We start from the raw sequence: 24,802 nt of genomic DNA, 5'->3' as shown, positions 1-24,802 counted from the left end.
GCGCGATGGGCGGGGGAGCAGGGCACCGGCGCACGGGCGGGCTCACTTCGCAGGCGGCGCAGCCTTGGGCGCTGCGGCGGGCGCTGCCGGTGCTGCAGCCGCGCGCCGGGGCACCACTTGCCAGTAGGTGGCGTGGCCGGTGTAACGGTCGGGGCCGAGGGCGGCGGCGATGGCCGTGTTCACGCTGTCGAGCGTGGTCATGCCAGCGATCGGCTTGAAGGCGGGGCCGCGCAGCGATTCGGGCAGGCGGGCGGTGATGTCTTCGTCGGTGGCGAAACACGCCAGGCCTTCGGTGCCGGGGCTGCCTGCGTCCATCACGAACCCGGGCAGCGGGCTCATCCAGTCCGGAATCCGCACGGCCTGCCCACCGGTCACCCAGCCCGATGTGTTGGTGGCATTGGGCAGCAGCCGAATCACCGATCCGTTGGCACCGCCCATGTAGCAGGACAGGTAGGAGGCGCGCGACACGGTCGCGGACATGAAGATCTGCTCGCCCACCTCGAACGCCTTGCGGTCCAGCAGCACGTTCTCGATCTGCAGGTCGATGCGGCGGTCGGGCGCGGCGGCGCCGTATTGGGTCTGCATCAGCTGCGCGACGGCGTGGCCCCCGGCATCTGCCGCAGCAGCCACGAGCGGCACGGGCACGGGCGCGTCGGCCGCCGCGGCGACGGCCATGCCGCTGCGCGTTTCCCAGCCGACCCGCACCAGCCGGCCGTCCGCTCCCAGGCCGACGAAGCTGCGCATGGCCCGTTCATAGGTGGCGAAATCGACGACACCCGTCACCACCATGCCCTGGTCGGCCTGGAACCGCGCCAGCGCCTCGCGCAGCCGTGCCAGGTCGGCAGGCCCGTCGCCCGTGGCGCCGGCCGGCAGGTAGCCCCGGCTGATGAGTGATCCGCGCACCAGCTGGCGTTGCGAAACGGCGTCGCCCTCGTCGTACCAGTCGCGCAGCTGCCGCTGGAAGTCCGGGTGGGTCTGCTCCAGCGTCAGGCACTGCCAGTAGGGCACGCGTGCCCATTTGCCCACCAGCTCGATCATCGCGAGTTCGACCAGCGTTCGCACGGCGGGCCCGGAGCCTTGGGCATAGTCGCGCCCCACGCTGAACTGCACGCCGTAGCTGCCGATGCGGCCGGCCAGGTCCAGCCCCTGGCCGCTGGTGCCGATGACGATCTCGTTGGCGGAATCGAGCCCCGGGATGATGGTCCGCGTGCGGAAATCGCCCAGGTGCATCTCCAGCCCGATGACGGTCGTGTTGCGGGTGCGGCTGTAGCCCACCTCCAGCCGGCTGGCGGAGGTCCCCGCCTCTGCGTTGTTGCGCAGCACGTTCTGGTCCACGAAGGCGATGGCACCGGAGACGTAGAGCGCCGGGCGCTGCAGCTGGATCTGGTTGTTGTTGAGCAGGATGGTGGTGAGGTTCTGCACCGTGTCCTGCCGGGCGATGTCCACTTCGTAGTCCACGTAGCGGAAGGCATTCGACAGGCGCGACATCTGCGACAGCGCCGTGATCACCATATCCTTGGTGGCGACGGCGACGCGGCCCGAGAAGTCGGGAATCTGCTTGCTGCTGATCAGCACCGTGGGCATCTGGGTCGCCCGGAAGAGGTGATCCATGCACATCAGCGAATCGGAGAAGCTGGAGAGGGAGCGCACCGGCCGCACGGTGGGCCGGTCGGCCGCATAGCTGTGCGACTGGAATTCGGCGTCTTCGCGTGCGTTGAGCGGGGCGGCGCAGCCCGCCAGCAAGGCGGCGGCTGCGCAGCACAGCGACATGCAGGCAAGCCGCAGTTGCCGGCCGCGGGCCGTCCCGGGAAGGTGGATGGTGGTGGTCATGCGCTGGTCCCTCGGCAGGCGTGCAGGCGGCAGCCAGGTGCCGGCAGTGGCACGGCCGCGCTGTCTTGTGTTTTTGTGGTGGCGTTCGTTCGCGGATCGGCGGGCTGGTCAGGTCAGTCTGTCAGCCGGTGGGCCGGTGGGCCGGTGGGCCGGTGGGCGGTGCGTGGGTGCGCAGCGACGCGGAGCGCTCTGCTTCAGCGACAGACGTTGACGAGGTCGCCGCGCAGCACGACCACCTGGTCCTGCTTGCCGGGCCCGTAGCGACCGAAGGCCGAGTTGCTGCTGGTGGTGTTGCTGCCTACGTCCTGCACGCAGGTCTTGCGGAAGCCATCGCTGCTGGCGGTGGTCACGACGTCGCTGTCGGTGGCGATGCCCTGCGTGTCGGCCGAATAGGCCTTCGCCGTGTAGCGGGCCACCTTGGCGCGCAGCGAAGACGGCATTTCGTCCATGGTTTCCAGCCCCTGGGACTTCGGCGCATTGCCGACGGGCAGGGACAGAGTCTGGATGGGTCCGCGCAGCACGACCGGATCTTCACCCGGCGCGGCCAAGGCAGGCGCCCAGGCCGAAGCGACGCAGCCAGCCGTGCACAGCCAGCCCAGCACGAGGCGTGGGCGCAGGCGGGTGTTCGGCACGAGTGTGGAAGTCCTGATCATGGGGTCGGCTCCAGTGGGGCCGTGCGAAACGGCCTGGCCTCGCGCACCGGGCGCTTGGGCCATGCCTGTTCCGCACAAGCCGGGGTGGATCGGTCAGCCGATCAGTTGCAGGCCTGGCAACCGTTGTTGGTCGACACGTTCTGCACCGCCTTCGAGTAGCCGGCCGCCGAGTTGCCGATGTAGGAGTTGCTGGCGGCCACCATCTGCACCTGCAGGCCATCCACGTTCACCTTGCCCAGGTTGGTTGCCAGGCTCTGGGTGGCCGCTGCGTATTGGCCGGAGGCGCTGTTCGCGATGCCGGTGTTCTGCGTTGCCACGATTTGCATCGAGGTTGCGCCGATGTACACGTTGCCTGCGTTGCTGGCCAGGTTCTGACGGGCCTCGCCGCCGCCGGTGGCCGTGTTGGTCACGGCGCTGTTGGCCAGCGACGTCACCTGCACGCTGGCGGCGTCGATGTTGATTTCTGGATGGCCGTAACCGGTAGCAAAGGCAGATGCAGCGACCAGGCTCAACGAAATGATTGCAAGCTTCTTCATGACACGCTCCTTGAATTGAGGAAAAACCGCTGGGTTCCGACCGATTTCGGCCCCCTTGGCGGGATTCGACCCAGACCCGGGTTGCTTGTTTGCGGCCCTTCGTCTGCGTCTGGATGCAGTGTCCCGCCACCCCTCGCCTTCGCCCATCGCCCCGATGGGGTACCCATTTCCTCGTACTCGGAGCTGCTGCCAGCGCCGCATCGAGTCGTCTTCTTCTCCTACAGCCGGCATCCGCACGGTGTGCCGAGCACGCAACCGAAATCGCTCGATGGGGTAGTGTCAATGTGTAAGCATCGCAACAAGTCATTTTCTCTACCTTGCTACCAGCGTTGGCCTTCCCTCAGCGCCATGCAGGCCGGCGCTGGCGGCGCCGGTCAGCGCCGAAACACTTACGGCGGCCGCTGGAACGTTGCCCGCATCGCCGACGGAGGTCCAAGTTCAAGTAAAAAGAAAGCCCAGGCCTACCCTCGTCTGGGTAGTATCCAAATGTGTCTTTAGTTGCCGGACACTACTTCCGGATACAGCTGTGGATATTTGTTTGCATTTCCGATACCTTTCGCCAACCCCGTGACGGCCTTGGGTCACGGATCAATAAATGCTGCGTGTAATGCAGGGCGGAGGAGTCAGATGTCGAGCATCTATGAGACGGACAGCGCGGTCGCCGACCGCGCGGAAGGCACAGCTGCGGCCCCGGTAGACCGGTCAGCGGCGGCCATGGGGCCCTCCAGCGTCTGGCCCGAATTCCTGTCCGGCCAGGTGGACAAGCCCGTCCGTGTGCTGCTGGTGGACGACGACACCCATATGCGCCGCGTCATCGCGCAGGAGCTCATGGCGGACCCGCGAACCCTGCTCGTTGCGCAGGCGACCAGCGTTCGGGAGGGCCGCAGGGCCATCAAGCAGCACGAGTTCGACGTGATGCTGGTGGATCTCAACCTGGGCGACGGGGAGGGCTTCACGCTCATCGACTACATGAAGAGCGCGCGTCCGACCGCGGAGGCGGTGATGGTGTCCATCATGGAGAACGACGACCAGGTGCTGCGTGCCTTTGAACTGGGGGCCACGGGCTACCTGGTCAAGCATTCCTGGTTCGGCAACTACCCCCAGGCCGTACTGCAGGTGGTCAACGGCGGCGCGTCCATCACGCCGAATCTGGCGCGCCGACTTCTCCAGCGCTTCGATGCGTCGAGCGCCGGCCTGCCCGGTGGCGGCTTGCCCGTGCGTGCGCAGGCCGATCGGGAACGCGAGCCCGAGCGGCTGTCACTGCGGGAAAAAGAGGTGCTGCGCATGGTCGCCAGCGGCTACACCAGCGCAGAGATCGGCACCCGCCTGGAGATCAGCGGGCTGACCGTGAACACCCACATCAAGAACATCTACCGCAAGCTGCAGGTGCGCACCCGTGCGCAGGCGGTGCGGTTCGCATCGCTGCGCGGACTGTTCTGATCGCGAACCCATTGGCCCCATCGTGTTTCGTACCCGTCCGCCCGCCTATGCGCTGGCTTGCGTCCTTCTCTGGGGGCTGCAATGCGTGCTGGACCTGGCGATGTACCACCGGCTCGATGCCGGCGCCGCCCAGCCACCGTCCGACCTGCGCGCCTGGCATCTGCTGAATCTGGCCTGCACGGTGGGCTTGGGGGTGCTGCTCGTGCTGCAACTGCCGCGCGCCTTGCGCTGGCGCCCGCGGCTCAGCGCCCGGCCCAGCCCCGAGGTTCAGCACGAGCGCGAGCGCATCGGCCGGAACCTGCACGACCAGGTGGGCCTGCAACTGGTCACCGCGATGGCCCTGCTGGACGCCAACGACCCGGCCCAGAAGCCCGCGCTGGCAGCGCTGGAGCAGTGCATGCTCGACGTCCGCCTGCTGGTCGACTCGATGGACGGCCACGACGATACGCTGGTCGACCGGCTGGCGCGCCTGCGTCACCGGGTGCAGCCCGTGCTCGACCGGCGCGGCATGCACCTGGAGTGGGACGTGCAAGCCTGGCCCGACGCTGGCATGCCGGTGGGCGGCAGCGCACTCGAGCTGACCTACATCGCCCGGGAAGCCATCAGCAATGCGCTGCAGCATTCGGGTGCCACGCGGCTGAGGGTGTCGCTCAGGCACGATTCCCTGACCGGCGCGGACGGCTCCGAAGGCGCGTGGGTGCTGCGCATCAGCGACAACGGGAAGGGGCTCGCGCAGCTACCGGACGCCACGGCCCCGCTGGCCCGGGCGGGCGGGCTGGCGCCACACCTTTCCGACGAACCGCCGGCCTCGCCCGGCAGGTTCTCAGGCCAGGGCATCGCCGGCATGGATCGGCGTGCGCGCACGGCGGGGGCCCGGCTGACGTTGGAGCCGGGCGAGGGGGGCCAGGGGCTTTGCGTGTGCGTCACCGTGCCCGACCCTCAGCCGCGCTGACGTGCACGCTGGGGTGGGGCGCGGGCTGCGCCCAACCGGGCCGCCACCCCATTTTGCTATGATAAGTATAGCTGCATACTCTTATTGGAAGGGCGCGCGAGGCATTTTTAGGCCCAATTTCAGCGTTGTGGCTGATTCTGGGGCGCGGGCGCCGCGGCACCTGCCTTGCCCGCCTTCACGGCCTGACGGGACCGGGCCAGAAGCTCGTTGCAGCGCGAGTCGTCCTCCGCCGCGGGCACGGTGATCGGTACCAGCGCCAGGGCGACCGGCGCCACGGCGGCGGCGGCCACAGCGGCACCCGCGCGCAGCAGCAACGGGCCCGCTTCCAGGCCGACCTTGGGGTCGGAGAACGTGCCGCGCACGTAGAGCGGCGTGCGCAGCGACAGGAACTTCCACTTCAGCGATTCAGGCTTGATGCGCAGGTTCATCTGTTCGTTGCGCAGATCCACGGTGCCCACGGCTTCCACCAGGGCTTCGTCGGTGCTGAGCTGAACCGAGCGTGTCTCTGCCACCCCGTCGCGCACCGCGAAGTCGGCCACCGCGCAGCGCAGCTTCACTTCCTCGTTCTCGCCAAAGAGGCGCGACACCACCACGCTGCCGACATTGAGGGCGGCCAGGTCGAGCATCTGCTTGCTGAAGGTGCCATCGCGGATGTAGAGCCGCGCCTCGCCGGAACTGCTGCCCAGCATGCGCGCCACCGAGTTGCCGGTGGCCGACAGAGCCACCCCGCCATCCAGCCGGCCGAAGCTCTTCTCCATCAGCTCGACCTTGGGGAAAAGGGCGGACAGCTGCAGTCCTTCGACCGAACCGCGCAACTGCGTCTTGAGCGGCCCGTCGCGCGCATCCAGCACCACGCGCGAATCGATCTTGCCCTTCGCGACGCCGAAACGCAGCGGCTCGAGCGTCAGCTCGGCGTTCTGCAGCTTGGCATGCACGCTCAGGTTCTCGATGGGCAGGCTGTCGGGCCGCACGATGCGTTCGCCGGCGAACGTCAGGTCCACGTCCATCGCGTTCCAGCGGTCGGTGGCGAAGGCGGCATCGGGCAGCACCTTGCCGGCGCGCTTGGACGTGCCCTTTTCCTGGGCGCCATCGCCCGTGGGTGCACCCACCACCGGCCCCAGATCGGCCAGGCGCAACTGGCGAGACTTCATCGTGCCCTTCAGCTGCGGACGGGGTTGGGCGGAGGTGTAGGTCAGGCTGCCCTGCAGGTCGCTTTCGCCCACGGTGCCGCGGAAGTCGCGGTATTCCCAGGTCGCGCGCTCGGGCGCCAGGCTGCCGATCAGATGGCCGCGCGTCTGGAAGGGCGGGGTGTTGGGGAGCACGATGCCGGTCAGATCGAACAGGTCCGCCATGCTGGCCGCCTGGAGCGCCACCTGGAAGTCCAGGCCCGACAAGGCCGCCGGATTGGCCAGAATCCCCTCGGCCTCTGCCTGGACGCTGCCCGCCCGCGCCTTGAACTGCAGGGGGTAGTTCACCACCTGCTCGCGCAGCGACAGCACGGAACCGCCCTGGGCCGTGGCCTGTATGCGCGCCTTGCCGTAGCGGCCCTGCAGCGCCATGCGCACGCCATAGGGACTTGCGCCCGGGCCGGATGTTGCAGGCGCCGCGTCGGTGTCGATCGTGTCCACGCGAGCGCGCAGCGCCAGGTCCTTGGTGCCATCCACGTAACCCAGCCAGCCGCCGCGGATGATGAGCTGACCCACGCTCAGATCCCAGGGGTTGTCGGACTTCTCGGGGTCGTCCTTCGCGTCGTCACGTTGCTTGAAGGTCCAGTTGTTGGTTCCATCGGCCTTGCGGCCCAGCGCGATGTCGGGTGAGGTGAGCACGACCGTGTCGAGCACCACCTTGCGCGCCAGCAGCGGCCAGAGCCGCAGTGTGGCGCTGGCGCTGGCGAGGGTGCCCATGGTCTGCGGCCCGCGCTCGGGCGCCTGCGCCGTGGGCGCGTTCGACTTCTCCAGCGCCAGTGCGCGGGCGGCATCCGAGGCCTGCGCCTGTGCAGCCTGCGCCGTGGCCGGCTCGGACGCGCGGGGTGCTGCGGCGCTGGCTGACGAAGCGACGGTCGCGGGCGCGGAAGCGGGTTCGGCGCGGGCAGCGGCCTTCAGTTTCTTGCTGGTGGCCTCGGCAGCCGCGACCTGTTGCTCGGTCATCGGCTGCGGCTTGCGCGGCAGCGCCGGTAGCGTCTTGTCGCCCTTCGCGGGTTCTTCGGCGAAGGTGAAGCCATCCGGGTTGTCCATTACCAGTTGCTGGGCCTGCACGGTCACGCCCGGCACCCAGCGCCGCCAGCCCGTCTCCAGCGGCTGGGGCCAGTGCCAGTCCACCGACAGATCTCCTTCGATGGCGAAATGCCGGCCGGTCGCCTCGCTGACTTTCGCATTCACCCAGGGCCGGTGACGATTCCAGTCCCAGTGCGTGAGAACGATCAGCGCCACGATCACCAGCGCGGCCAGGGTGCCGACGAGGGCCAGGACCCAGCGCAGGGCGCGCCCCGATTGCCGGCGGGCAGGGGTGGTGGGGGCGGCTGGGGCCAGACGGCCGATCGAGGAACTGGGCATGGAAGGCACAGGCCATGGCCCCCTGCGCGCATCGGATCACCAGGACGACGAAGCGCATTGCATGGCGGCCGGCCCGGTTGAGTGGAGCGCGGTGCGCGATGAAGGGATGCTAGTGCTGCAGCGCCTGTTTGGAGCCGCTCCAGACGGCTTTGCCGCAGTTGTCCTACAACCCGGCTGCGATCCCGACGCGGGCCCATTTAAAACGCGGCTTGCGCCCGCCAGGCCGCCAGAGTGTGCTACGTTTTCAATAGTGGAGAAGATGAGGCGTCAGCCTACAATCGCATGCATGTACAACCGCAAGGATCCCCAGGTTTTGCCCGTGCGGGACGGGGTAGGGCCCAGCTGCGTGGTGCTGCCCTCCCAGGGCACCGGGACGCTGCTGGACTTCCTCGCCGCCCGGTTGCCGCTGGTGCCTCGCAGCGACTGGCAACGGCGGATGCAGGCAGGGGAGGTGGTCGACGAGTGGGGCGTGCCCGCCACGGCCGAGCGTCCCTTCGTGCCCGGTCTGCGGCTCTATTACTACCGCAGCCTGCCGAGCGAGCCTGCCATTCCGTTCGAAGAGTCGGTGATCTACCAGGACGAGCACCTGCTGGTGGCGGACAAGCCGCATTTCCTGCCCGTGGTGCCGACCGGAGCCTATCTGCACCACACGCTGCTGGTGCGGCTCAAACGCCGGCTCGGGCTGCCGGAGTTGTCGCCCGTGCACCGCATCGATCGGGACACGGCCGGGCTGGTGCTTTTCTCGACCCAGCGCGCCACGCGGGGCGCATACCAGGCCCTGTTCCGCGACCGGACCGTGCGCAAGGTCTACGAAGCGAACGCGCCCTGGCGACCCGACATCACGTTCCCGCGGGAGCACGTCAGCCGCATGGAAGAAAGCCCGCAGTTCTTTCGCATGCACGAAGTGCCGGGCGAGCCCAACACCCGCACGCACATGGAGGTGCTGGAGCAAGCGGGCGGCTGGGCACGCTACCGGCTGGCGCCCGTGACCGGCAAGCGCCACCAGCTGCGTGTACACATGGCTGCCCTGGGCCTGCCACTCTGGGGCGACGCGTTCTATCCGGAAGTCAACGATCCGCCGCCCGGCGACTATTCGCGGCCCTTGCAGCTTCTGGCGCGCCGTCTCGAATTCGTCGATCCCGTGACCGGCGAGGAGCGGTGCTTCGACAGCCAACGCCAGCTGCTTGCGCTGTCAGAGCTTGCGCCAAGGCGGGTGCGCAGTCTGGATGATCAGAAAACGGGGGAGGCCAGACATCTGCAGGATGCTGGAGCGGGTGAAGGGAATCGAACCCTCGTATGAAGCTTGGGAAGCTGCCGTTCTACCATTGAACTACACCCGCATGCACTATCAGCGTTGATCTATAACGCTTTTCCGTCCTAAGTGCCTGTCAGCAACGGGTTTGCGCTCTGTCTACACGTTGTAGTCAATCCCACATTGACCCAACCGAACCCTAATACACTTGGCACCGAGGCGTAAGCTTTGGCGTAGGTCTGGAGTCAGGCTACGCCGCCGCTTCGTCGGTCACCCCCGCTGTGGGGGTGGCGATTGCTGCGAGTATAAGGGTCATGCATTTCGATGCGCGCGCTGCGAAGCTTTTGGCCGCCGGCCAGCACATGGTGATCGACGGGTGTTCGGGGTTGCGACTGGTGGCTACGGCCACCAGCAAGACGTGGACGTACCGCTACAAGTCGGTGGCCGACGGCCGGATGAAACAGGTGGCGATCGGCCACTGGCCCGCGGTGAGCGTCCAGCAGGCTGTGGGTGCCTGGGAAAAGCTGCGCGAGCAGCGCGCCGCCGGCAATGACCCGTCGGCCGCGCGGAAGGCAGTCCGCGATGAACGCCGCGCGGTCGTCAAGCCTGCGCAGGTCATGACCGTCGAGCGGGTCGTGTCGGAGTACATCGATGGGGTGCTGCTTCCCAGCCGCAAGGAAGCTGGGGGGCAGGCCGCCCAGCGGGCGCTGCTGCGGCTTCTGAGCGACGAGGCCGACTTCGCATCCACTCCGGCGGCCGAGGTGACGCGCGCTCAGGCGTTCGACGTGCTGGCGCGACGCAAAGCTACGCCGACGGCGACTGCAAAGCTACGCTCGATGCTGGGGACGGCCTGGGATCACGCCTTGGACTCAGGCCGCCTGCCGGACGGCGCGGCCAACTGGTGGCGCCTGGTGATGCGTGGTCAGCTTAAGAGCAAGGGCAAGGTGGTGGGCGGCAAGCACGTCACGGGCGCTCGGCGGGTGCTATCGGCGGAAGAGGTGGGGCGCCTGGTGGCCTGGTTGCCCAACATGCACGATCTGGGGCGGGACAGCGTCGTGATGTACCTCTGGACGGGCACGCGCGGGGTCGAGTTTCTGGGGATGCGAGCCGAGAACGTGAAAGCGGAGAAGGGCGCGTTATGGTGGACGGTTCCGAAAAGCCAGACGAAGAACCATTTGCGTGCCTATGCGGTGGATCTGCGTGTGCCGCTGTTCGGGCGGGCCCGGGAGGTTGTCGCGCGGCGCTTGGCTGCGATTGGCCGCTCAGGCTGGCTGTTCGAGGACGTGCGCGGTGACCAATACGTGCAGCACGATTTTTCGACCTACATCTACAACTTGCAGCCCTACGCCAGCAAGGTGGCCGACCGCCAGGGCGATGGCCTGGTGCTGCCCGTCACCAACTGGACGCCGCACAACCTGCGCCGCACCGCCCGCACGCTGCTGGCCAGCCTCGGCTGCCCGAACGAGATCGGCGAGGCGATCGTGGGCCACATGCCGGCGGAGATCATCGACACCTACAACGCCTACAGCTATGACGCCGAGCGCGTGCAGTGGCTGCAGCGGCTGAGCGATCACCTGGAAACGCAGGCCACCGCGGCCGCTGATGACGGTGCGCCGGCCCGGCCGTAGCCCGAGTTGATGGGCGGCAGCAGGTCCGACACGGGCCGGGCTTGGCCCCACTCGGTCAGGTCGTTCACCAGCCACGCCACCCGGCCCGTGCTGAGCTTGCGAGGGCGTGGCAGCTCGCCACTACTGACCAGCGTGTCGAGCATGCTCTCGGAGATCGAGAGGTAGGCGGCGGCGTCTGGCTTGGCCAGGTACATAGGGGAGATCGTGACGATGGTGCGTGGTTTCTTGGGGGCGGTCATGGGTTGCTCCCGGCGTAGCGGTGTCGTGATTTGTTGAGGATTGGCAAGTCAGGCGGCGGCCATCCAGGCCATCTCGTGCGCGAAGTTCGATCGCACCAGCGCTTCCGACATCGGCGGGCTGACGCTGTTACCGCACATCCGAACCTGGGCGGTGGTGCTCAGCGGGATGCGCGGCACGGCGAGCGGTAAGTCCGTGGCCTGCTTGCCGTCGGCGAAGAGCAGGGCAGGGTCGGGGATCTCCTGAAACTGGTAGCCGGCCGGGAAGCCTTGCGCCAGATACAGCTCGCGCGGCTTCAGCATGCGCAGCGTGATGTCCACCAGCACCCACCACTGGCCCGCGTGATGCATCAGCACCATGTCGGCCGGCTCGGGNAGATACAGCTCGCGCGGCTTCAGCATGCGCAGCGTGATGTCCACCAGCACCCACCACTGGCCCGCGTGATGCATCAGCACCATGTCGGCCGGCTCGGGGAAGTCGGCGGGCAGGTGCTGGTGCAGCAGCTCGGCGCATTGGCGGGCGCGCTCGGAGTGTTCGGGCGCCAGCGCGGCGGCCGGCATCTGCACCGTTTCGACCAAGCCCATGCGCGCCTTGGTGGGGATGGTGTGCATCGGGGCGCTGCAGGCGCTGTCGGTGCCGCCCTCGGTGTAGTACTTCACCAGGTAGGCGTATATCAGGCGCTGGTTGCTGCCGGCGGCGGTGATCGTGGACATCGGTGCATCCGCCGCGCGGCCGTCGCCGTCGTAGAAGCCGCCGTTGGCCTGCTCCAGGCAGGCGGCCACCAGGGCGCTGGTCGCTCCGCTGGCCGTCACGGTGTTCAGCGGCATCTCGATGCTGCGGATGCCGTGGCTGAAACGCTTGGTGCCGCACTTGCCCTCGCCGTGGCCCATGTCCACCAAGTGGGCCGCTACCAGAGCCTGCTCGCCGCGGTGCGCTCCTGTCACGGTGCGCAGCGGCTCGCGCGGATCGTGCCCGCTGCGCTCGCCGTGGTGAGTCAGGTGCGTCAAGTGGGCCGCCACGACCGCAGACTTCACGCCGCCCGCCACCACCGTGCCCAACGGCTGCTCGATGGATTGCGTGCGCGGATCCTGGCCAGGGCGCTCGCCGTAGCCCACCGTGACCAGGTGCGCGCCCATGTATGGCGTCAGGATCGGCTGGGCCACGCAGCTGTCGGCCTTGGCCGTGATGGTCTGTGCCGGGCTGTTCACGCTGCGCGCCGGGCTCTGGCCCATGCGCCCGCCGACGCCCACGATGAACGGGCTAACGCTGGTGAGCACATGGCGCATCAGGCCCTTCGCCACGCGGCGCATGGTGTTGTCCACCAGCGGGCGCTTGCGGCCGAACACGCTCTCTGCGGGCAGCTCGAAGNTGAGCACATGGCGCATCAGGCCCTTCGCCACGCGGCGCATGGTGTTGTCCACCAGCGGGCGCTTGCGGCCGAACACGCTCTCTGCGGGCAGCTCGAAGTCGATGCACTCGGCCGCCGTGCGGTAGGGCGCCAGCTTGCCCGCCAGCACACGGCGGTCGGTGGGCTCGGCATGCGTCTGCTCAGGCCAGGCGATGGGCAGGCCGTCGCGGCGCGCGATCAGGAAGAGGCGCTTGCGGATCGTGGGTGCGCCGTGGTCGCAGGCGCGCAGCTCGCGCCAGTCCACCGTGTAGCCATGGCCGCGCAGCTGGCGCACGAACGACTGGAACGTCTTGCCCTTGCGCGCGGGGTCGGGCCGGGCCAGGCCGTCGGCGCCCACCAGCAGCGGGCCCCAGGTCTGGAATTCCTCGACGTTCTCCAGCATCAGCACGCGCGGCTTGCAGAGCGCCACCCAGCGCATCCCCACCCAGGCGAGGCCTCGGATGTGCTTCGCGACTGGCGTGCCGCCCTTGGCCTTGCTGAAGTGCTTGCAGTCGGGCGACAGCCACACCAGCGCCACCGGCTGGTTGCGGGTCACCTCGATAGGATCCACGTCCCAGACCGACTCGCACAGGTGCTGCGTGTGCGGGTGGTTCAGCGCGTGCATGGCTAGCGCCTCGGGGTCGTGGTTGATGGCGATATCCACCGGGCGGCCGAAGGCGCGCTCCAGGCCGGTGCTGGTGCCACCGCCGCCGGCGAAGTTGTCCACGATCAGCTCGCCGGGGAAGGCAAGGGGAAGAGTGAAAGTGTCACGCTTCATGGCGGACCACCGTGAGAGTTCGCTTAGCAGCTCTTACCGGATGCTCCATACTCCCAAAAAAGCTGGAGACGAGGAAATGGGTTATAGAGAAACATGCATGCTGGTCGACATTGGGTTGAGCCGATCTGAGTGCGCGGCCTGGGTGCAGGCATGGGGCTCGATCGGAGCCATCGTTGCTGCCGTGGTGGGGCTTCTTTGGCAGCTCAACCGCCAGAGAAAACAGTCGATTGATAAGCAAATCGACGAAGCCAAGCTGATCAGCACGCTCGTATTTCAGTGCCGAATCGCGGCGCTGCAGGTTCGTGCATATTTGGGTATCCCTGGGGTCGAACCATACGTGCAACAAGTGTTCTATTGGCTCGGTGAACTTCGGAAGATTGACCCGCTCGCGTTTCCCACTTCGAAGGTTCAGGGGTACGCAGGTCGAATGGTCATGAGTCGTAATCAGTTCCACCCTGACAGGGTCGCCAGCTTCATAGTTCCGCCCGTGGCAGGTGAGACTCACGTCGATGCGAGAGACGTACAAATGCTGATTGAGTGGGCGGAACTGACTGAGCTGTTTTTCTCGGACTGGCTTCACTCCAGGCGTGGGCATATGCCTTCCATGGCGTTTTCGTTCGGCGGCCGTACCTACAATCCAATTCGCTTCCAGATCGAAGAGGGCGACGGCATACCAGAAGGTGAGTAATGCGCTGTGCGTGTTCAAGGCGTCACCATTTACTGAAACACTGAGCGGCCGGTAATTTTTCGGCTTACGACGTCTGATCCCGGGCCTTTAATCTGCTGCAAGGTATTTCGAGTTATCTCGTCAAGTCTGCAGAACCGCTGAACAAACAGGTCGCGCCACTCGGTCCAATGCGTCTGCTCTCGCTTTGGCGCGGTCAGGCTGATCGACACGGTGGGCACCTCGTTGCCGGGCGTGTCAAGAATGGGCCATGGCGCGTGCGTGCCGGCCCGGTAGGGCATGAGGTCGCGGCGTTCGGTGGCCAGGGCGATCAGGTCCACTTGGTGGATGCTGGGCGCGTGGGCGGTGAAAGCCGTCAGCAGGCCAAAGTGGCGGCGCAGTGCGCGGGCTTGCGGCTGCTCAAAAGCGCGCCAGGCGTCGCCGACGGTCCACTTGGCCGGGCTGCTCATGTCGCCGGTGATGGCTTCGTGGGCGTCGTGCATCAGGCATGCCAGCTGCAGATGCGGCGGGTGGCCGGCCTGCTCGGAGATGTCGGCGCACAGCAGGCTGTGCTCGGCCACGCTGTAGGGGCGCTTGGTGGCGCCCGTGAAGCGGTTGATGATGGACAGGTGGTGGGCGATGGATGGCAGGCTGAAGGTGTTCTGCAGCGCGTCGATGCCCGATAGGTAGTGCTCTCGTCCGTCGGAGAGAAGCATCCAGTTGCTCATGCTGCACCGCCTGTGTGGCGCGGATCGGCCAAGACTGCTGCGTCCCACCCTCGCTCGAAACCCGAGGTGAAAACCTTGCGGCGGTCATTGCAGTCGATCGCAGGGCGCGCAGCGAAGTAGGCATCGCTGGCGCCAATCTCGTGCGCTTCGCGCATAGCGCGGCGGTGCTCGAAATCGGCAGTCGTCGCCTCATCAGCTGGGACTTGCCCGCCGGAGGCGGCGGGGGCGGCGGCCACCATGGCGCGCCAGCACTCGCCCGCCCGTGTCAATGTGCCGATCACGTCTCCAAGACGGAGATCGTCGGAGCCAGCATTCAGCATGGCGCGCGTCGGCTTCACCGGTACCAGCTTCCAGCTGTTCGGCATGGCCGCGCCGGGCGGCGCTGCTTGAGGGGTAGCGTCCGGCACCGCCTCTTCATCGGTCTGCCCTAAGTAGAACGCACCATCTGGGTCTGCGGTCCACACGCCATAGAGGCCAGGGCCAGAGTGACCGTCGCCTTTCATGAGAGAGATTTCACCCATCTCGTCACCGAAAAGTTCCAGCAGCTCGGTCGCCTGCTTGAAGTCGATGGTGAGGCCTCTCGTCGGCGCGCCGGACCGGGTGTTCCAAGCCTCGCGCAGCTTAGGCTGGCAGTCTTCCATCAGCGACGCGGAGCGATTGCCTTGCATGGCGCAGCCCTTGCACTCGATCCAGTGCCAGCCGTCTGCGTCCGATTCGAAGTGCGCGGCAGCATTGCAAAAGGGGCAGGGCAGTAGCGCCTCTGGCAGCTGGGAGGGGGTTGGGCTCATGGCTGCACCGTCATCCCCGCAGCTGCAGCAGCCGCTTCGCCGCCCAGCGCCGCATACGCCGCGCCGTCCAGCGCGTCGTCCGGGTTGTGGCCGCCATTGCGCGCCGTGGCTGCGCCACGCACCAGCTTCAGGGTCTGCATGAAGGCCCAGCCCTGGCGCTCGGTCAGGTTGGTGCCCTCAATGGCGTTGAAGGCGGCCACGGTGGCGGCCATGCTGCGCTCTTGCCGGGCGTTGGTGCCCGTGCTGTCGCGCTGCGCGCCGCGCTGGTTGATGGTGGCGCTGGCGGCGGTGAGTACGTCGTGCGCGGTGACGGGCCGGCTGGAGGGCGCTGCGTGGGCGACGGCTGCGAGCATGGGTGCGGAAGGCTTGGCGCTCTTGCCGGTGGGGGCGCGCTGGGGGGTGTTGCTGATCGAGGGCATGAATGGCTCCTGTGGTGGCGGTTCAGGCGGCGGCTGCCGCAGGTTGGGGGTTGGGTTGCTCTTGTTTCCATAGCTGCCCGCGCTCATCAGTCGGGCGCTTGGGGCAGAAAACCATGCGCTGCACGCGTGCCTCCAGCACCGGCAAGATGGGCCGGGTGGTGCCTGCTGCTGCACGCACATGGGTCAGGCTCACGTCGATCACCGCGCCGGGCTGCAGGTCGGCTTGGTGGGCGGCCCAGAAGGCCTGCGCCTCGGGGCCGCGCCAGGTCAGCACGTAGGGCTCCCGGCTCATGGCGCCCAGCACGTCGAGGGCGCGCAGGGTCAGCAGGAATTCGCCGCCCTCGGTGCGCGCCTCGGGCTTGGTCTTGCTCAGGAAAAGGAAGCCGGTGTGTTGCAGTGGCATGGCGGGCTTTCAGTGCGGCGGCGTCAGAGCGCGGCCAGTTGGCAGGCGGTGGCGATGCAGAGGCCGGTGAGGCAGAGCCACACGCCGGCCAGCGCTGCCAGGGCGAAGTCGCGTGCGCTCATCGCAGCCACCCGGCCAGCACGGCCACGGCCATGCCGTTGACGGCGCCCACGGTGATGCCGGCCCACCAGCCGCGCGACCACGCGCGGGCGGCGGTGTCGGAGATGCGTGGCAGCTCGGCAGGCGCGGGCAGGCGGCGGGTGCGGTCGGCCAGCACGGGCGCGAAGAAGGCGGTGGCGCGGCGCATCAGGCGGCCCTGCGTGCTGTGCTGGCGTGGACGCCCAGCGCCATGGCGCGGCAGATGGCGTCGCATTCGCCCGTGGCCAACAGGCTGACCTGCAGGGCGCCGGCGGTGACGATGTAGGTGCGCAGCATGGTCAAGCCTCCGACTCGTGCGGGGCGCGGCAGGGCATGAGCAGGCCGTCGCCGCCGTCGAACCGAAACGTGCCAACGACTTCGGGGTCGTACGGGCGTGTGGGTTTCACGCCGAACTCGATGCCGGGCAGGCGGCTCAGGCGCGCCAGATAGGCCTTCTGGAACCACGCGCCGCGGAAAGGCGTGATGTGCATGACCAAGCCGTTGAGCTCGAAGCCAGTGCCCCTGCAGCAATCGCATTGGGCATCGGTAGGATGAGCCGCGGTGCCGATGTGCTGCGCGTACCCGCTGGCGTCGCACAGCTGGCATTCGTATTGCTGGCCGAAGTGTGTGAACTCGCCTTGGCCCTTGCAGCTTTCGCAGGTCTTTTGGAACACCCGTCCTGCGCCGTCGCAGGTGTCGCAGATCGCGTGCTCGAGCAATCCCATAGGTTTCAATTGGCTCCAGTCGGCCAATGCGAACCGAGCACCAACTGGCATGCCGGTGGGGTCTGGAATGAGATCTGGGCGGTCCACCTCTGCGAGCGGCACACGCACCACCCAGTGGCCGTTGGCGGCGAAGACGTGATCGCCTTCACGCCAGGGCTTGCGCAGTTGGCGTCGCAGATCATTGGGGCTCGCGAACAGCTCCAGCAGTTGGCCGGGCGTCATCGTGTTGGGCGTGCTGTTCATGATCAGGCGGCCGCAGTGGCGCGGTGGGTGAGGGTGTGAATGGCGGGCGCGGCGCTGCCTCCGGCAGCGTTGGCCTCGGCGCGGTCGGCCTGGGCGAGCAGGGCGCTGGCCTGTTCCCGCAGGGCGAAGTGGCCTTCCCATAGCGCTACGACGGGCGCCGTGAAGCGGGTGTGCGGGTAGGTCTTGCAGCGCTGCTCGTAGGCGCGCAGCAGGTGTTGGGCACTGGCCTCTTTTTCAGCGGCGCGCTGGCGGAAGGCCAGGGGCGTGGAGTCGGCGGCGTGGTTGGCGGCTTTGATGGCGGCCTGCAGGGCTGCGCTGGCGGCCTGGGCCTGCGCCAGCACAGCGGCGGCAGTGGGCTTGTTGGCGATCACGCTGGCACCTGCTCTTCGATGGGTGGCATCACAACCAGAGAACCGGAGACCGTAAGCCCGACTGCTTTGCCCTCGTCGTTCAGCTCGTCGACCAACTGCATGGCATCCCGGTACCAGGAATCGGCGACTTCCCAGGCGCGGGCATTCTCGGCTTCGAGTTGCTCGATGCGCTCGAGTGCTGAATCGAGTTTGGTGGCCAGCTCAGCGCAGTGGCTGCGCAGGTGATCCAGCTCCCAGCGCGACAGGCGCTTACGCAGTGCCGTCAGGGTGGCGTCGGCGCTCATGCCGCCACCTGCTCTTCGATGCGCTCGATGCGGAAGATGGGCCGGCCCGTCAGGTGGTGGGCTGCGGCCTCGGCGCGGGCAGTGTTGCGCGCCTTGACCTGGATGGTGGGCAGGGTGCCCTCGTCGGCTTTGACTTCGAGCTGGTCAGCCGGGGTGCCTTCGGGCACCAGCGTTGCGCGGTAGCTGCGCAGCAGGTGAATGTTGCCGTCCATCATGCTGCCCCCACTTCGGCCCTGGGCGCGACAATCGCGCAATTGCAGCCATGAGGGGTGTCGATATGGGTGGAGTCAACTTCTTGCGGGACAGCTTCCGGGTGCGTGATCGCAATACGGAAGGTCTGCAGCACGAGCTGGAGCTTGTCGAGCTGAGCGGCGAGCTTGTGCTGCGCGTCTGGATCGGTGGCGTGGGCGCCGACATGGCGGTCGAGTGCGTTCTCACACAAGCACAGGCTGAGGAATTCGCGCGCGGCGCGCAGGACCTGACGGCCCGCCTCGCGTTCTAAGACCTGGGGTTGCTTGCGGTCGACGAGCAGCGTTGCGCTGTCGTTGATGTAACCGCCTTGGCCCGGAACACGACTGCACGCCGTGCGGGTGATGGCGTGTGCGCCGCGGTGGTCGATTGCGTCGAGGAATTCTCGATCCGCTTCCGTTTCGACCTTAAGGGTGAAAGTGGCGCGGTCTGTGCCGGGAACTATCTGCATGTTCACTCCATGGCGCCGGTTGGCGCGATGAAGCGAATAATCACTCAAGTGATTGATTCTGTCAACACACTAGTGTTTGAATATAACGAACTGCAGTTGCCGTTTTAATCAATCGCCCGCCCTACCTGACCGTTCACTCTCGCTACTCAGCCGAACCCGCCCGCCCGACCATCCGCATCACCCACCTCTACGCATCGCCTTTGATGTGCCCGACTCCTGACTGTCAACCTTCGATGGCGGCGCTGCGGGCCTGCGGGTCAAGGTGCTACACATAGACGACAGGCCTGACCGAGTGCACGAATTCGACGAAGCCGGGGATCGACGGCTGCCTGCTGCTTGAATTGAAAGGCCGCATCCAGCGGGTGGAGGCCGGCCGCCTAGTCATCGTGCCGGCCGGACTGCCGCATGCCGTGGCGCCAGGCAGCCACGGCAAGCTGGTCATCATGGGCCGGTAACGCTGTGCCTGCGTAACGCCCTGCTACCCATATCGACACTGGACACGCTATCCACCAAACCGCCTCCGGCGCCACGCCAGCAAACCCACCAGCGCGCTCATCAAAGCAAGCCCCGCATCCGACAATGTGGGTATGCTGGTCGTACCCGCGGGCGCGACTGCCTGCAGGAGCATGGGGGCAAAGGGGTCTTCGACGACGCCCACCGCAGCGTTGGAATCGCCGGCCTGGTTGTCGGTGATGGAGTAGCTCACTGTGCGGCGGTCCCCGCTCAGGCTGACAGCGCCGGACGCCAGCTCAAACCATTCAGCGCTCTGGCCTGCAACGCGTGGCCCGAACTTGAAGAAACGGATACCGCTGGGCAAAGGCTGCGGGTAGTTCAGGGTCACCGTAAGCTGGTCGCCGGGGCACCCCGTAGTGCGAAAGCCAAACACGCCTGCAGGCTGCGTGGAGCCGGCCGGTGCGCCTGCCGGCAGAGCTGTATTGAAGTCTGAGGACGCCAGCGTGCAGGTCAGGCTGCCGCCACCTATCTCTACCGTTGCCATGCCCGTCATACCGGCAATGGTGCCGACCGCCTCCTTCTTGACTGGGGTGGCGGTCACGGCAGCGGAGGCTGCGCCGCCCCCGATCGCATTGGTCGCCGTTACCGTGAACCAGTGGGTCGTGCCGTTGACCAGCCCCAGCACCGTGCAGGTGGTGGCCGTAGCAGCTGTCGTGCTGCAGGTACCCAAAGGGGCGCCCGGAGAAGTGGTGTACGCGATGGCGGTATAGCCGGTGATGGGCCTGCCGTTGTCAGCCGGCGCCACCCACGACAGCGTGACTTGGCCGTCCCCCGGCGTGGCGGGGTTCAGCACTGGTGCGGCAGGCACGGCGGCCGCGCGGCCGACCAGCACGCCTGTGGTGCTGCCCACGCCGTTGAGGACCAGGTTGGCACTATTGCCTGCGACGTCACGCATTGCACCGCCTGGGGCCTGCAACGCGCCCAGAGAGATGCCGTCGTTGTCTTCATCATTGGCCGCAACGATGTAGCGGAAGAGCAAGCTGGACGATTGCGACCCGGATATATACGTGGCTGAACGGGTGTTAGCGCCAACCACCAGGGCAATACTTGGGGTGCCGCTCGTGGTGTCGACCGTCACGACTTCAGTAAAACTGACGGTGAATTCCAGGGGGCTGCCCGTGCCGTAAGTGGCCGACGCCGGCACACTCACCGAAGAAATCTGCGGCGCGGTCGTGTCGATGACGGCCGTCAGCCCGGCAGACGCAAGCGACACGTTGCCGGCCGCATCGGTCGCCTTGGCCGTGAGAGTATGGGCGCGCGGCGCTAGCCTGCTGCTGGTGATGGACCAGTTGCCAGAGCCGTCGGCCGTGGTGATCCCCAGCAACGTCGTGCCGTCGGTGTCATACAGCGTGACGGTGGTGTTGGCCTCGGCCGTGCCGGTGATCGTCGGCGTGGTGGCCGATGTAATCCTGTCGGAGTTGGACACACCCGTGTCGCTGGCTGTGTTCAGCACTGGGGTGCCGGGCGCCGCCGGCGCCAGGGTGTCGAACGTCAGCATGGGTGTCGTACCGGCACCGCCGTTGTTGCCTGCGGCATCGATGTAGGCGCCGCTGGCCACGGTAATGCTGGCAGTGCCGCTGTTGATCGCCGGCGTCGGGGTGAAGGTGGCCGTGCGCGTCAGGCCGCTGCCGACGATGGCGCCCAGCGTGCCGCCGCTGGACGCTACGCTGCCCGCAGTGAAGCTGCTGCCAGGATCCTCGCTGAAGGTGAAGGTGATGGTGGCGGTTTGGCCGCTCTTGAGGGTTGCCACGTCGCTGGTAATCGCCAGCGTGGGCGCTACGGCATCGACCCGCACGGCGCCAGTGCTGCCGAACGACAGTCCGCTCAGCGTGGCATTGTTCCCGACTGCGTCGCGCAGGGTTGCGCCATTGGTGCTGATGGCCGTGCCGACCACGATGCCGTCCGGATCGTTGTTGCCTGCCGCCACGACGTAGCGGAAAGTCAGCGTATTGCTGCCGCTGCCCGACACGTAGGCCGCCTGCACGGTGCCGCCCGTGTTCAAGGTGACCGGCACAGAGGGCGTACCGCCAGCAGTGTTAACGGTGACGCTCTCGTTGAAGGTGACCGTGAAATCCAGGGCGCTGCCTGCCACATAGGTCGCGCCTGGCGGCACGCCCGTGCTGCCAACGGCCGGGCCGGTGTGGTCGAAGATGTAGACGTTGCCAGCGCTGAAGCCGCGCGCGGCATTGCCCGCTGCGTCGGTCACGCCGGAGCCACTCGACTTAAGGTCCAGCCGCAGCGTGCCCTCGCCGGTGATACCGCTTACCGCCACCGTGTAAACCGTCGAACTGACCGCCGTAACGGTACCGACGGTGCCGCTCGTGGTCCCCGTGGCGGTCAAGATGAACGAGCCGGCACCGACGCCAGTCACGGCCTCGGCGAAAGTCACGGTGTATTCGGCGGTCGCCGCGTTACTGATGGCGGCCGTCCCCCCCGAGCGCAAGATCGAGGACACCGTGGGCACCATGGTGTCGACCACCGCGTTGGTCGAATCGGCGGTGGTTGCGAACCAGGTGCCGTTGGTGGCGGTGATGGACACGTTGCGGCCCGCCGTGCCGTTGATGCTGCCTGCCGTGATGGTGTAACTGGCCGTCCACATGCCACCGGCATTGGTGGCAGCCACTGCCGTACCACCACCGAATTGGCTGAAATCGACCGTGACGCCGGTCACGCCCGGCAGGTTGTCGCCCGTGGCGGCCGTGTTGTTCCAGGTGGCAGTGACAGTATCGCCAATGCGGTAGGCGCCGCCGTTGCCGGTGGCGCCGGCGATGGAGATGCGGGCGTCCGTCGGTGTGGCGCTCGTAGCCACGATGTTGTCGAGGACCAGCGAGTCGAGGGAGAAGCCGCTTTGGCTGGAACCGGACCCGGCGGTGTAACTGACCGTGAAGGACGAGATCGACGCGAAGCCACCGCCGCTGGGGGCGATGTTCTGGTAGAAGCCCTCGCCGGCCGTAAGGCTGCCCGACTGGGAACCAGAGGCCGGCGTAGTGATCACGTAGGACGCCGAGCCGCCGGTGTCCTGTTGCGCCAGCTTCAGGGATGTGAGGTCGAATGTGTAGCCCCGCAGCGAGATCACGGCGGTAATCGTGCCACCGGGAGCTCTGCTGTTGCCAATGCCATAGCTGTCACCGCTGAAACCCGCGCTTCCATAGACTTCACCTGGGGCGGCGCCGCTGACGGAAAATTGCAGGGTATAGGAGGGAGTACCCAATGTCGTCCACGTGGTGGCGAAACCGCTTCCCCCATCGTTTCCATCCACGCCGGCCGTGAATTCGAAAGTCTGGGAAGCGGCCAGCACGTCTGCAGGACTGCTCCAAGTCGCCAGCGCGACCAGAGCCCACCCAAAACTAGCCCAGAGGCGACTCTTGGAATGAGGACGCCGACGAAATTGGCGCAGAGCCGATGAGGACATAGAAGATGCAGACATAGAAAGTAGAGGGTGGAGACGTAGGCTCCGGCCGCCCGAGAAGGCGCTCTACGATTCTGTTAACAATTGTCAACCTGCGCAAGCTCTCGTACCCCAAAGAAGCATCTACTTCAGGCTTCTGTTGATCTAACGCGACAACTCTTCTGGTGCGAAAGGGCCGCAAGAGCAGCCATCCGGCGCTTCGCGCATCATTCAACTAACTGCAATAAATCTCAGTGAAAGATTACGCAGCCCACTAGTGATGTCGAGAAGATTTATTAAAACTGTTCGCTTCGCCATACGGTGAGAACCTTACCAAGGACCTCGAAATGAGGATTCTTTGGGGACAAGTCGTAAGGTGCGTAATCTGGATTCTTTGAGATGACTCGAAATGAAAATCCTGGTCCATTGAATTCAGGAATTCGCTGCAGTATTTTAATGTAGCCCTCTTCTCCTACTCGAAAGAAGTAAACGCCTTCATGATCGATGTGTTTGACGCCAATGTCCACAAGCAAGGGATCGCCGGGGTTATACATGGGTCTCATAGAGGGTCCAAAGCCGGTAACTATTTTCAGATTGTGAATGCCTGTATGAACGGGTACGTTTTGTCTAAGCCAGTCATGGCTTACGTTCCAACTCTTTATGAGGCCTGGGGGATGGTCCGTCAAATTGAAACCATGGCCCATTGAGCCGCCAGTTTCATATTGATGGATGGTCAAGTCTGCCGACATATAGGGCGTTGGCTCGCTCTCCGCTGCAATAACCTGTGCCTCAGACGCCTCGTCTTGAAGCCTAAGGTAAGCGGGCGAGACCTTTAACACCGCAGCGATGTCCACGATGCTCTCGCCATAGCCTCGCGTGCCAGCTTCTATGTTGCCTATGGTGCCTTGGCTCATGCCCACTCTTTGGGCCAAAGCTGCCTGGGACAAGCCTGCTGCGACGCGAAGTCGCTTGAGGCGTTCTGCTATCGATTCCATGGCGCAGATTCAATCACTTTTGTGAATCACTCAGGTGTTGACTCAATCAATCACTTGAGTGATGATTGGATGATGGACATCCTCGACACAGCAATCGCGGCCGAAGACGGCGTAGGCAGGCTGGCTGAAGCACTCGGCGTTCGTCAGAGCGTTGTGAGCAACTGGCGAAAGCGTGGCTTGCCACGTCCCTGGCGGCTGGTTCTCGGCTACCGCTACGGAGGTGCGATCGCAGCGTCGAAGGTGATTGGGCAGGCTGAGCCTCCGGTGTGTGTCGCTATGGATTCGAAAGCGACCGAGGTAGCTCATGGTTGAGCGAACGGTCCTCGAAAAAGCCCCAAACTTGGGCGGGCAGGTGCTGCGTGCGCTCGGCATCGACCCGGCAACCGTGACCAACTTCACCCTGACCTGCGTGGGCGCTGAGTTACTCGTGCTGAAGGTGGTGCGGATCCTCCGTGCCGGCGACGGCGCGGCGGTGTCGGCCCAGCTCGAGCGATTCGATGTGGTGCTGCAGCCGAAGTGCGAGCCTACCCCTGCGGCTCTGCCAGGCGCAGTGTTCGCGGTGGGTTCGCTGTCTGGAATTCCGTCAGCCATCACTGAAGCACAGGGCGGGAGGTAGTGTGATGTCAGCTGCCGCCCTGATCCTGTGCAACCCGCAACTCCTCGCGGATGCCGCTCAACAACCTGTATCGCATTTCCTGCATCAGGCCATCCGCTCCGCCCGGCGCTTTGGTATGGCGCTGGGTGCTCAGGTAGATCTCTGCTCGGCTGGCGATCATTCCGGCTTTTGTTTGGACGTACGGCAGACCGGTTCCTTGCAGTGTGGCCACCACCTTTCTGATCTTGGCCAGCAGCCCAGGATTTGCCGCCGGGTAAGCGGTAGCGAGCAGAGCATCCAGTTCGTCGCAGGCTGCGAGGGCCGTAGTCCATTTGGAGGTGGTCATGAGTGATCCTGTGCGTGTCGAACTGATGGAAGTGGTGGTGGTCTCTTTCGACCGCGTCGGTCCGGGGGATGTGTGCCAACGGCCTGTTCACCAGTACTGGTCGAAGAAGGGCAATCTCCTCGCGGAGTTCGACCATAGCTTTCACTCGCCAGACGTTGCCGCGTATGAGGTAGCGCGGTTGCGCGAGGCGCTCTCCCTGGCAGAAGCTAGTGCAAAGCTGGTGACTGCCACTGAAGACGAGGTGGCCAATGGTTGAG

Annotated in this window: 28 protein-coding genes and 1 tRNA gene; 8 read left to right on the top strand and 21 right to left on the bottom strand. The window is 66.2% G+C overall.

Going from position 1 to position 24,802, the window contains the following annotated elements; translation table 11 throughout:
- Positions 1 to 42: 42 nt before the first annotated feature.
- The 3 genes from ASF94_RS09070 to ASF94_RS09060 all read right to left on the bottom strand — a co-directional run bounded on the left by ASF94_RS09070 (position 43) and on the right by ASF94_RS09060 (position 3,019).
- On the bottom strand, positions 43 to 1,770 hold the full coding sequence (locus ASF94_RS09070; protein ID WP_156382486.1) for a DUF4384 domain-containing protein: 1,728 nt from the start codon (positions 1,768 to 1,770) through the stop codon (positions 43 to 45).
- Between the two features lie 254 nt (positions 1,771 to 2,024).
- Positions 2,025 to 2,483 carry a hypothetical protein gene (locus tag ASF94_RS09065; RefSeq protein WP_156382467.1) on the bottom strand — a complete coding sequence of 153 codons (459 nt, stop codon included), beginning with the start codon at positions 2,481 to 2,483 and terminating at the stop codon, positions 2,025 to 2,027.
- A gap of 101 nt (positions 2,484 to 2,584) precedes the next feature.
- The gene (locus ASF94_RS09060) at positions 2,585 to 3,019 is read right to left on the bottom strand and encodes a hypothetical protein (protein WP_056664563.1); all 435 of its coding nucleotides are present in this window, start codon (positions 3,017 to 3,019) and stop codon (positions 2,585 to 2,587) included.
- A gap of 714 nt (positions 3,020 to 3,733) precedes the next feature.
- Between ASF94_RS09060 and ASF94_RS09055 the strand changes: the two genes are divergently transcribed.
- Together ASF94_RS09055 and ASF94_RS09050 are read left to right on the top strand one after the other, a co-directional pair.
- Positions 3,734 to 4,459 (top strand): response regulator transcription factor, encoded by a 726-nt coding sequence (locus ASF94_RS09055; RefSeq protein WP_235505321.1) that lies wholly within the window; start codon positions 3,734 to 3,736, stop codon positions 4,457 to 4,459.
- 22 nt (positions 4,460 to 4,481) lie between these two features.
- Positions 4,482 to 5,411, top strand: a complete 930-nt coding sequence (locus ASF94_RS09050; protein WP_200933044.1) for a sensor histidine kinase — start codon at positions 4,482 to 4,484, stop codon at positions 5,409 to 5,411.
- Between the two features lie 119 nt (positions 5,412 to 5,530).
- Here the strand turns inward: ASF94_RS09050 and ASF94_RS09045 are convergent, their stop codons facing one another.
- Positions 5,531 to 7,963 carry an AsmA family protein gene (locus ASF94_RS09045; protein WP_056664558.1) on the bottom strand — a complete coding sequence of 811 codons (2,433 nt, stop codon included), beginning with the start codon at positions 7,961 to 7,963 and terminating at the stop codon, positions 5,531 to 5,533.
- A 286-nt stretch (positions 7,964 to 8,249) separates the two neighbouring features.
- Between ASF94_RS09045 and ASF94_RS09040 the strand changes: the two genes are divergently transcribed.
- Positions 8,250 to 9,263 carry a pseudouridine synthase gene (locus ASF94_RS09040; RefSeq protein ID WP_082493103.1) on the top strand — a complete coding sequence of 338 codons (1,014 nt, stop codon included), beginning with the start codon at positions 8,250 to 8,252 and terminating at the stop codon, positions 9,261 to 9,263.
- Here ASF94_RS09040 and ASF94_RS09035 read toward each other — a convergent pair.
- A tRNA-Gly gene (locus ASF94_RS09035) sits at positions 9,230 to 9,303 on the bottom strand. The two genes, ASF94_RS09040 and ASF94_RS09035, sit on opposite strands and share 34 nt — an antisense overlap.
- A 226-nt stretch (positions 9,304 to 9,529) precedes the next feature.
- Here ASF94_RS09035 and ASF94_RS09030 point away from each other — a divergent pair.
- Positions 9,530 to 10,843, top strand: coding sequence for an integrase family protein (locus tag ASF94_RS09030; RefSeq protein ID WP_056664555.1), 1,314 nt, complete (start codon positions 9,530 to 9,532; stop codon positions 10,841 to 10,843).
- Here the strand turns inward: ASF94_RS09030 and ASF94_RS20765 are convergent.
- Together ASF94_RS20765 and ASF94_RS21780 are read right to left on the bottom strand one after the other, a co-directional pair.
- Positions 10,786 to 11,082 (bottom strand): AlpA family transcriptional regulator, encoded by a 297-nt coding sequence (locus ASF94_RS20765; protein WP_082493102.1) that lies wholly within the window; start codon positions 11,080 to 11,082, stop codon positions 10,786 to 10,788. The genes ASF94_RS09030 and ASF94_RS20765 overlap by 58 nt on opposite strands.
- Positions 11,083 to 12,449: 1,367 nt before the next feature.
- A partial coding sequence (locus ASF94_RS21780) for a DNA cytosine methyltransferase (RefSeq protein WP_235505306.1) occupies positions 12,450 to 13,245 on the bottom strand: 796 nt, incomplete at its 3' end.
- 97 nt (positions 13,246 to 13,342) lie between these two features.
- Between ASF94_RS21780 and ASF94_RS09020 the strand changes: the two genes are divergently transcribed.
- The gene (locus ASF94_RS09020) at positions 13,343 to 13,933 is read left to right on the top strand and encodes a hypothetical protein (protein ID WP_056664549.1); all 591 of its coding nucleotides are present in this window, start codon (positions 13,343 to 13,345) and stop codon (positions 13,931 to 13,933) included.
- A gap of 29 nt (positions 13,934 to 13,962) precedes the next feature.
- Here ASF94_RS09020 and ASF94_RS09015 read toward each other — a convergent pair whose 3' ends face one another.
- From ASF94_RS09015 to ASF94_RS20760, 13 genes are all read right to left on the bottom strand, one after another.
- On the bottom strand, positions 13,963 to 14,637 hold the full coding sequence (locus ASF94_RS09015) for a hypothetical protein (RefSeq protein WP_200933043.1): 675 nt from the start codon (positions 14,635 to 14,637) through the stop codon (positions 13,963 to 13,965).
- On the bottom strand, positions 14,634 to 15,425 hold the full coding sequence (locus ASF94_RS09010; protein ID WP_056664547.1) for a Lar family restriction alleviation protein: 792 nt from the start codon (positions 15,423 to 15,425) through the stop codon (positions 14,634 to 14,636). The genes ASF94_RS09015 and ASF94_RS09010 overlap by 4 nt, the downstream gene beginning before the upstream one ends.
- Positions 15,422 to 15,844 (bottom strand): hypothetical protein, encoded by a 423-nt coding sequence (locus ASF94_RS09005; protein WP_056664544.1) that lies wholly within the window; start codon positions 15,842 to 15,844, stop codon positions 15,422 to 15,424. The genes ASF94_RS09010 and ASF94_RS09005 overlap by 4 nt, the downstream gene beginning before the upstream one ends.
- Positions 15,845 to 15,866: 22 nt before the next feature.
- Positions 15,867 to 16,247, bottom strand: coding sequence for a hypothetical protein (locus tag ASF94_RS09000; RefSeq protein WP_056664542.1), 381 nt, complete (start codon positions 16,245 to 16,247; stop codon positions 15,867 to 15,869).
- A 118-nt stretch (positions 16,248 to 16,365) separates the two neighbouring features.
- Entirely contained in the window at positions 16,366 to 16,554 is a 189-nt protein-coding gene (locus tag ASF94_RS08995; RefSeq protein ID WP_056664539.1) for a hypothetical protein, read from the bottom strand.
- A complete protein-coding gene (locus ASF94_RS21885; RefSeq protein WP_255355231.1) occupies positions 16,554 to 16,682 on the bottom strand; it encodes a hypothetical protein in 129 nt (42 codons plus the stop codon). The genes ASF94_RS08995 and ASF94_RS21885 overlap by 1 nt, the downstream gene beginning before the upstream one ends.
- Positions 16,683 to 16,684: 2 nt before the next feature.
- A complete protein-coding gene (locus ASF94_RS08990) occupies positions 16,685 to 17,353 on the bottom strand; it encodes a hypothetical protein (protein WP_056664535.1) in 669 nt (222 codons plus the stop codon).
- 2 nt (positions 17,354 to 17,355) lie between these two features.
- Positions 17,356 to 17,724 carry a hypothetical protein gene (locus ASF94_RS08985; protein WP_056664532.1) on the bottom strand — a complete coding sequence of 123 codons (369 nt, stop codon included), beginning with the start codon at positions 17,722 to 17,724 and terminating at the stop codon, positions 17,356 to 17,358.
- Positions 17,721 to 18,008: a hypothetical protein gene (locus ASF94_RS08980; protein WP_056664529.1), complete on the bottom strand. Its 288-nt coding sequence runs from the start codon at positions 18,006 to 18,008 to the stop codon at positions 17,721 to 17,723. The genes ASF94_RS08985 and ASF94_RS08980 overlap by 4 nt, the downstream gene beginning before the upstream one ends.
- Positions 18,005 to 18,223, bottom strand: a complete 219-nt coding sequence (locus ASF94_RS08975) for a hypothetical protein (protein WP_235505305.1) — start codon at positions 18,221 to 18,223, stop codon at positions 18,005 to 18,007. The genes ASF94_RS08980 and ASF94_RS08975 overlap by 4 nt, the downstream gene beginning before the upstream one ends.
- Positions 18,220 to 18,708, bottom strand: coding sequence for a hypothetical protein (locus ASF94_RS21205; RefSeq protein ID WP_162244634.1), 489 nt, complete (start codon positions 18,706 to 18,708; stop codon positions 18,220 to 18,222). The genes ASF94_RS08975 and ASF94_RS21205 overlap by 4 nt, the downstream gene beginning before the upstream one ends.
- 502 nt (positions 18,709 to 19,210) lie before the next feature.
- Positions 19,211 to 22,519 carry an IPTL-CTERM sorting domain-containing protein gene (locus tag ASF94_RS08960; RefSeq protein WP_156382465.1) on the bottom strand — a complete coding sequence of 1,103 codons (3,309 nt, stop codon included), beginning with the start codon at positions 22,517 to 22,519 and terminating at the stop codon, positions 19,211 to 19,213.
- Positions 22,520 to 22,905: 386 nt separating this feature from the next.
- Entirely contained in the window at positions 22,906 to 23,604 is a 699-nt protein-coding gene (locus ASF94_RS20760) for a S24 family peptidase (protein ID WP_082493100.1), read from the bottom strand.
- A gap of 69 nt (positions 23,605 to 23,673) precedes the next feature.
- Between ASF94_RS20760 and ASF94_RS21200 the strand changes: the two genes are divergently transcribed.
- Positions 23,674 to 23,916, top strand: coding sequence for a hypothetical protein (locus ASF94_RS21200; protein WP_156382464.1), 243 nt, complete (start codon positions 23,674 to 23,676; stop codon positions 23,914 to 23,916).
- Positions 23,909 to 24,220, top strand: coding sequence for a hypothetical protein (locus ASF94_RS08955; protein ID WP_056664519.1), 312 nt, complete (start codon positions 23,909 to 23,911; stop codon positions 24,218 to 24,220). The genes ASF94_RS21200 and ASF94_RS08955 overlap by 8 nt, the downstream gene beginning before the upstream one ends.
- A gap of 7 nt (positions 24,221 to 24,227) precedes the next feature.
- On the opposite strand, the gene ASF94_RS08950 is transcribed toward ASF94_RS08955, so the two are convergent.
- Positions 24,228 to 24,545, bottom strand: coding sequence for a hypothetical protein (locus ASF94_RS08950; protein ID WP_056664516.1), 318 nt, complete (start codon positions 24,543 to 24,545; stop codon positions 24,228 to 24,230).
- On the opposite strand from ASF94_RS08950, the gene ASF94_RS08945 reads away from it, so the two are divergent.
- Entirely contained in the window at positions 24,544 to 24,801 is a 258-nt protein-coding gene (locus tag ASF94_RS08945; RefSeq protein ID WP_056664513.1) for a hypothetical protein, read from the top strand. The genes ASF94_RS08950 and ASF94_RS08945 overlap by 2 nt on opposite strands.
- Position 24,802: the final 1 nt, after the last annotated feature.

The organism is Acidovorax sp. Leaf160, from assembly GCF_001424265.1.
Taxonomy (GTDB): Bacteria; Pseudomonadota; Gammaproteobacteria; order Burkholderiales; family Burkholderiaceae_C; genus Paracidovorax.
This window is presented reverse-complemented; position numbering and strand designations above follow the sequence as displayed.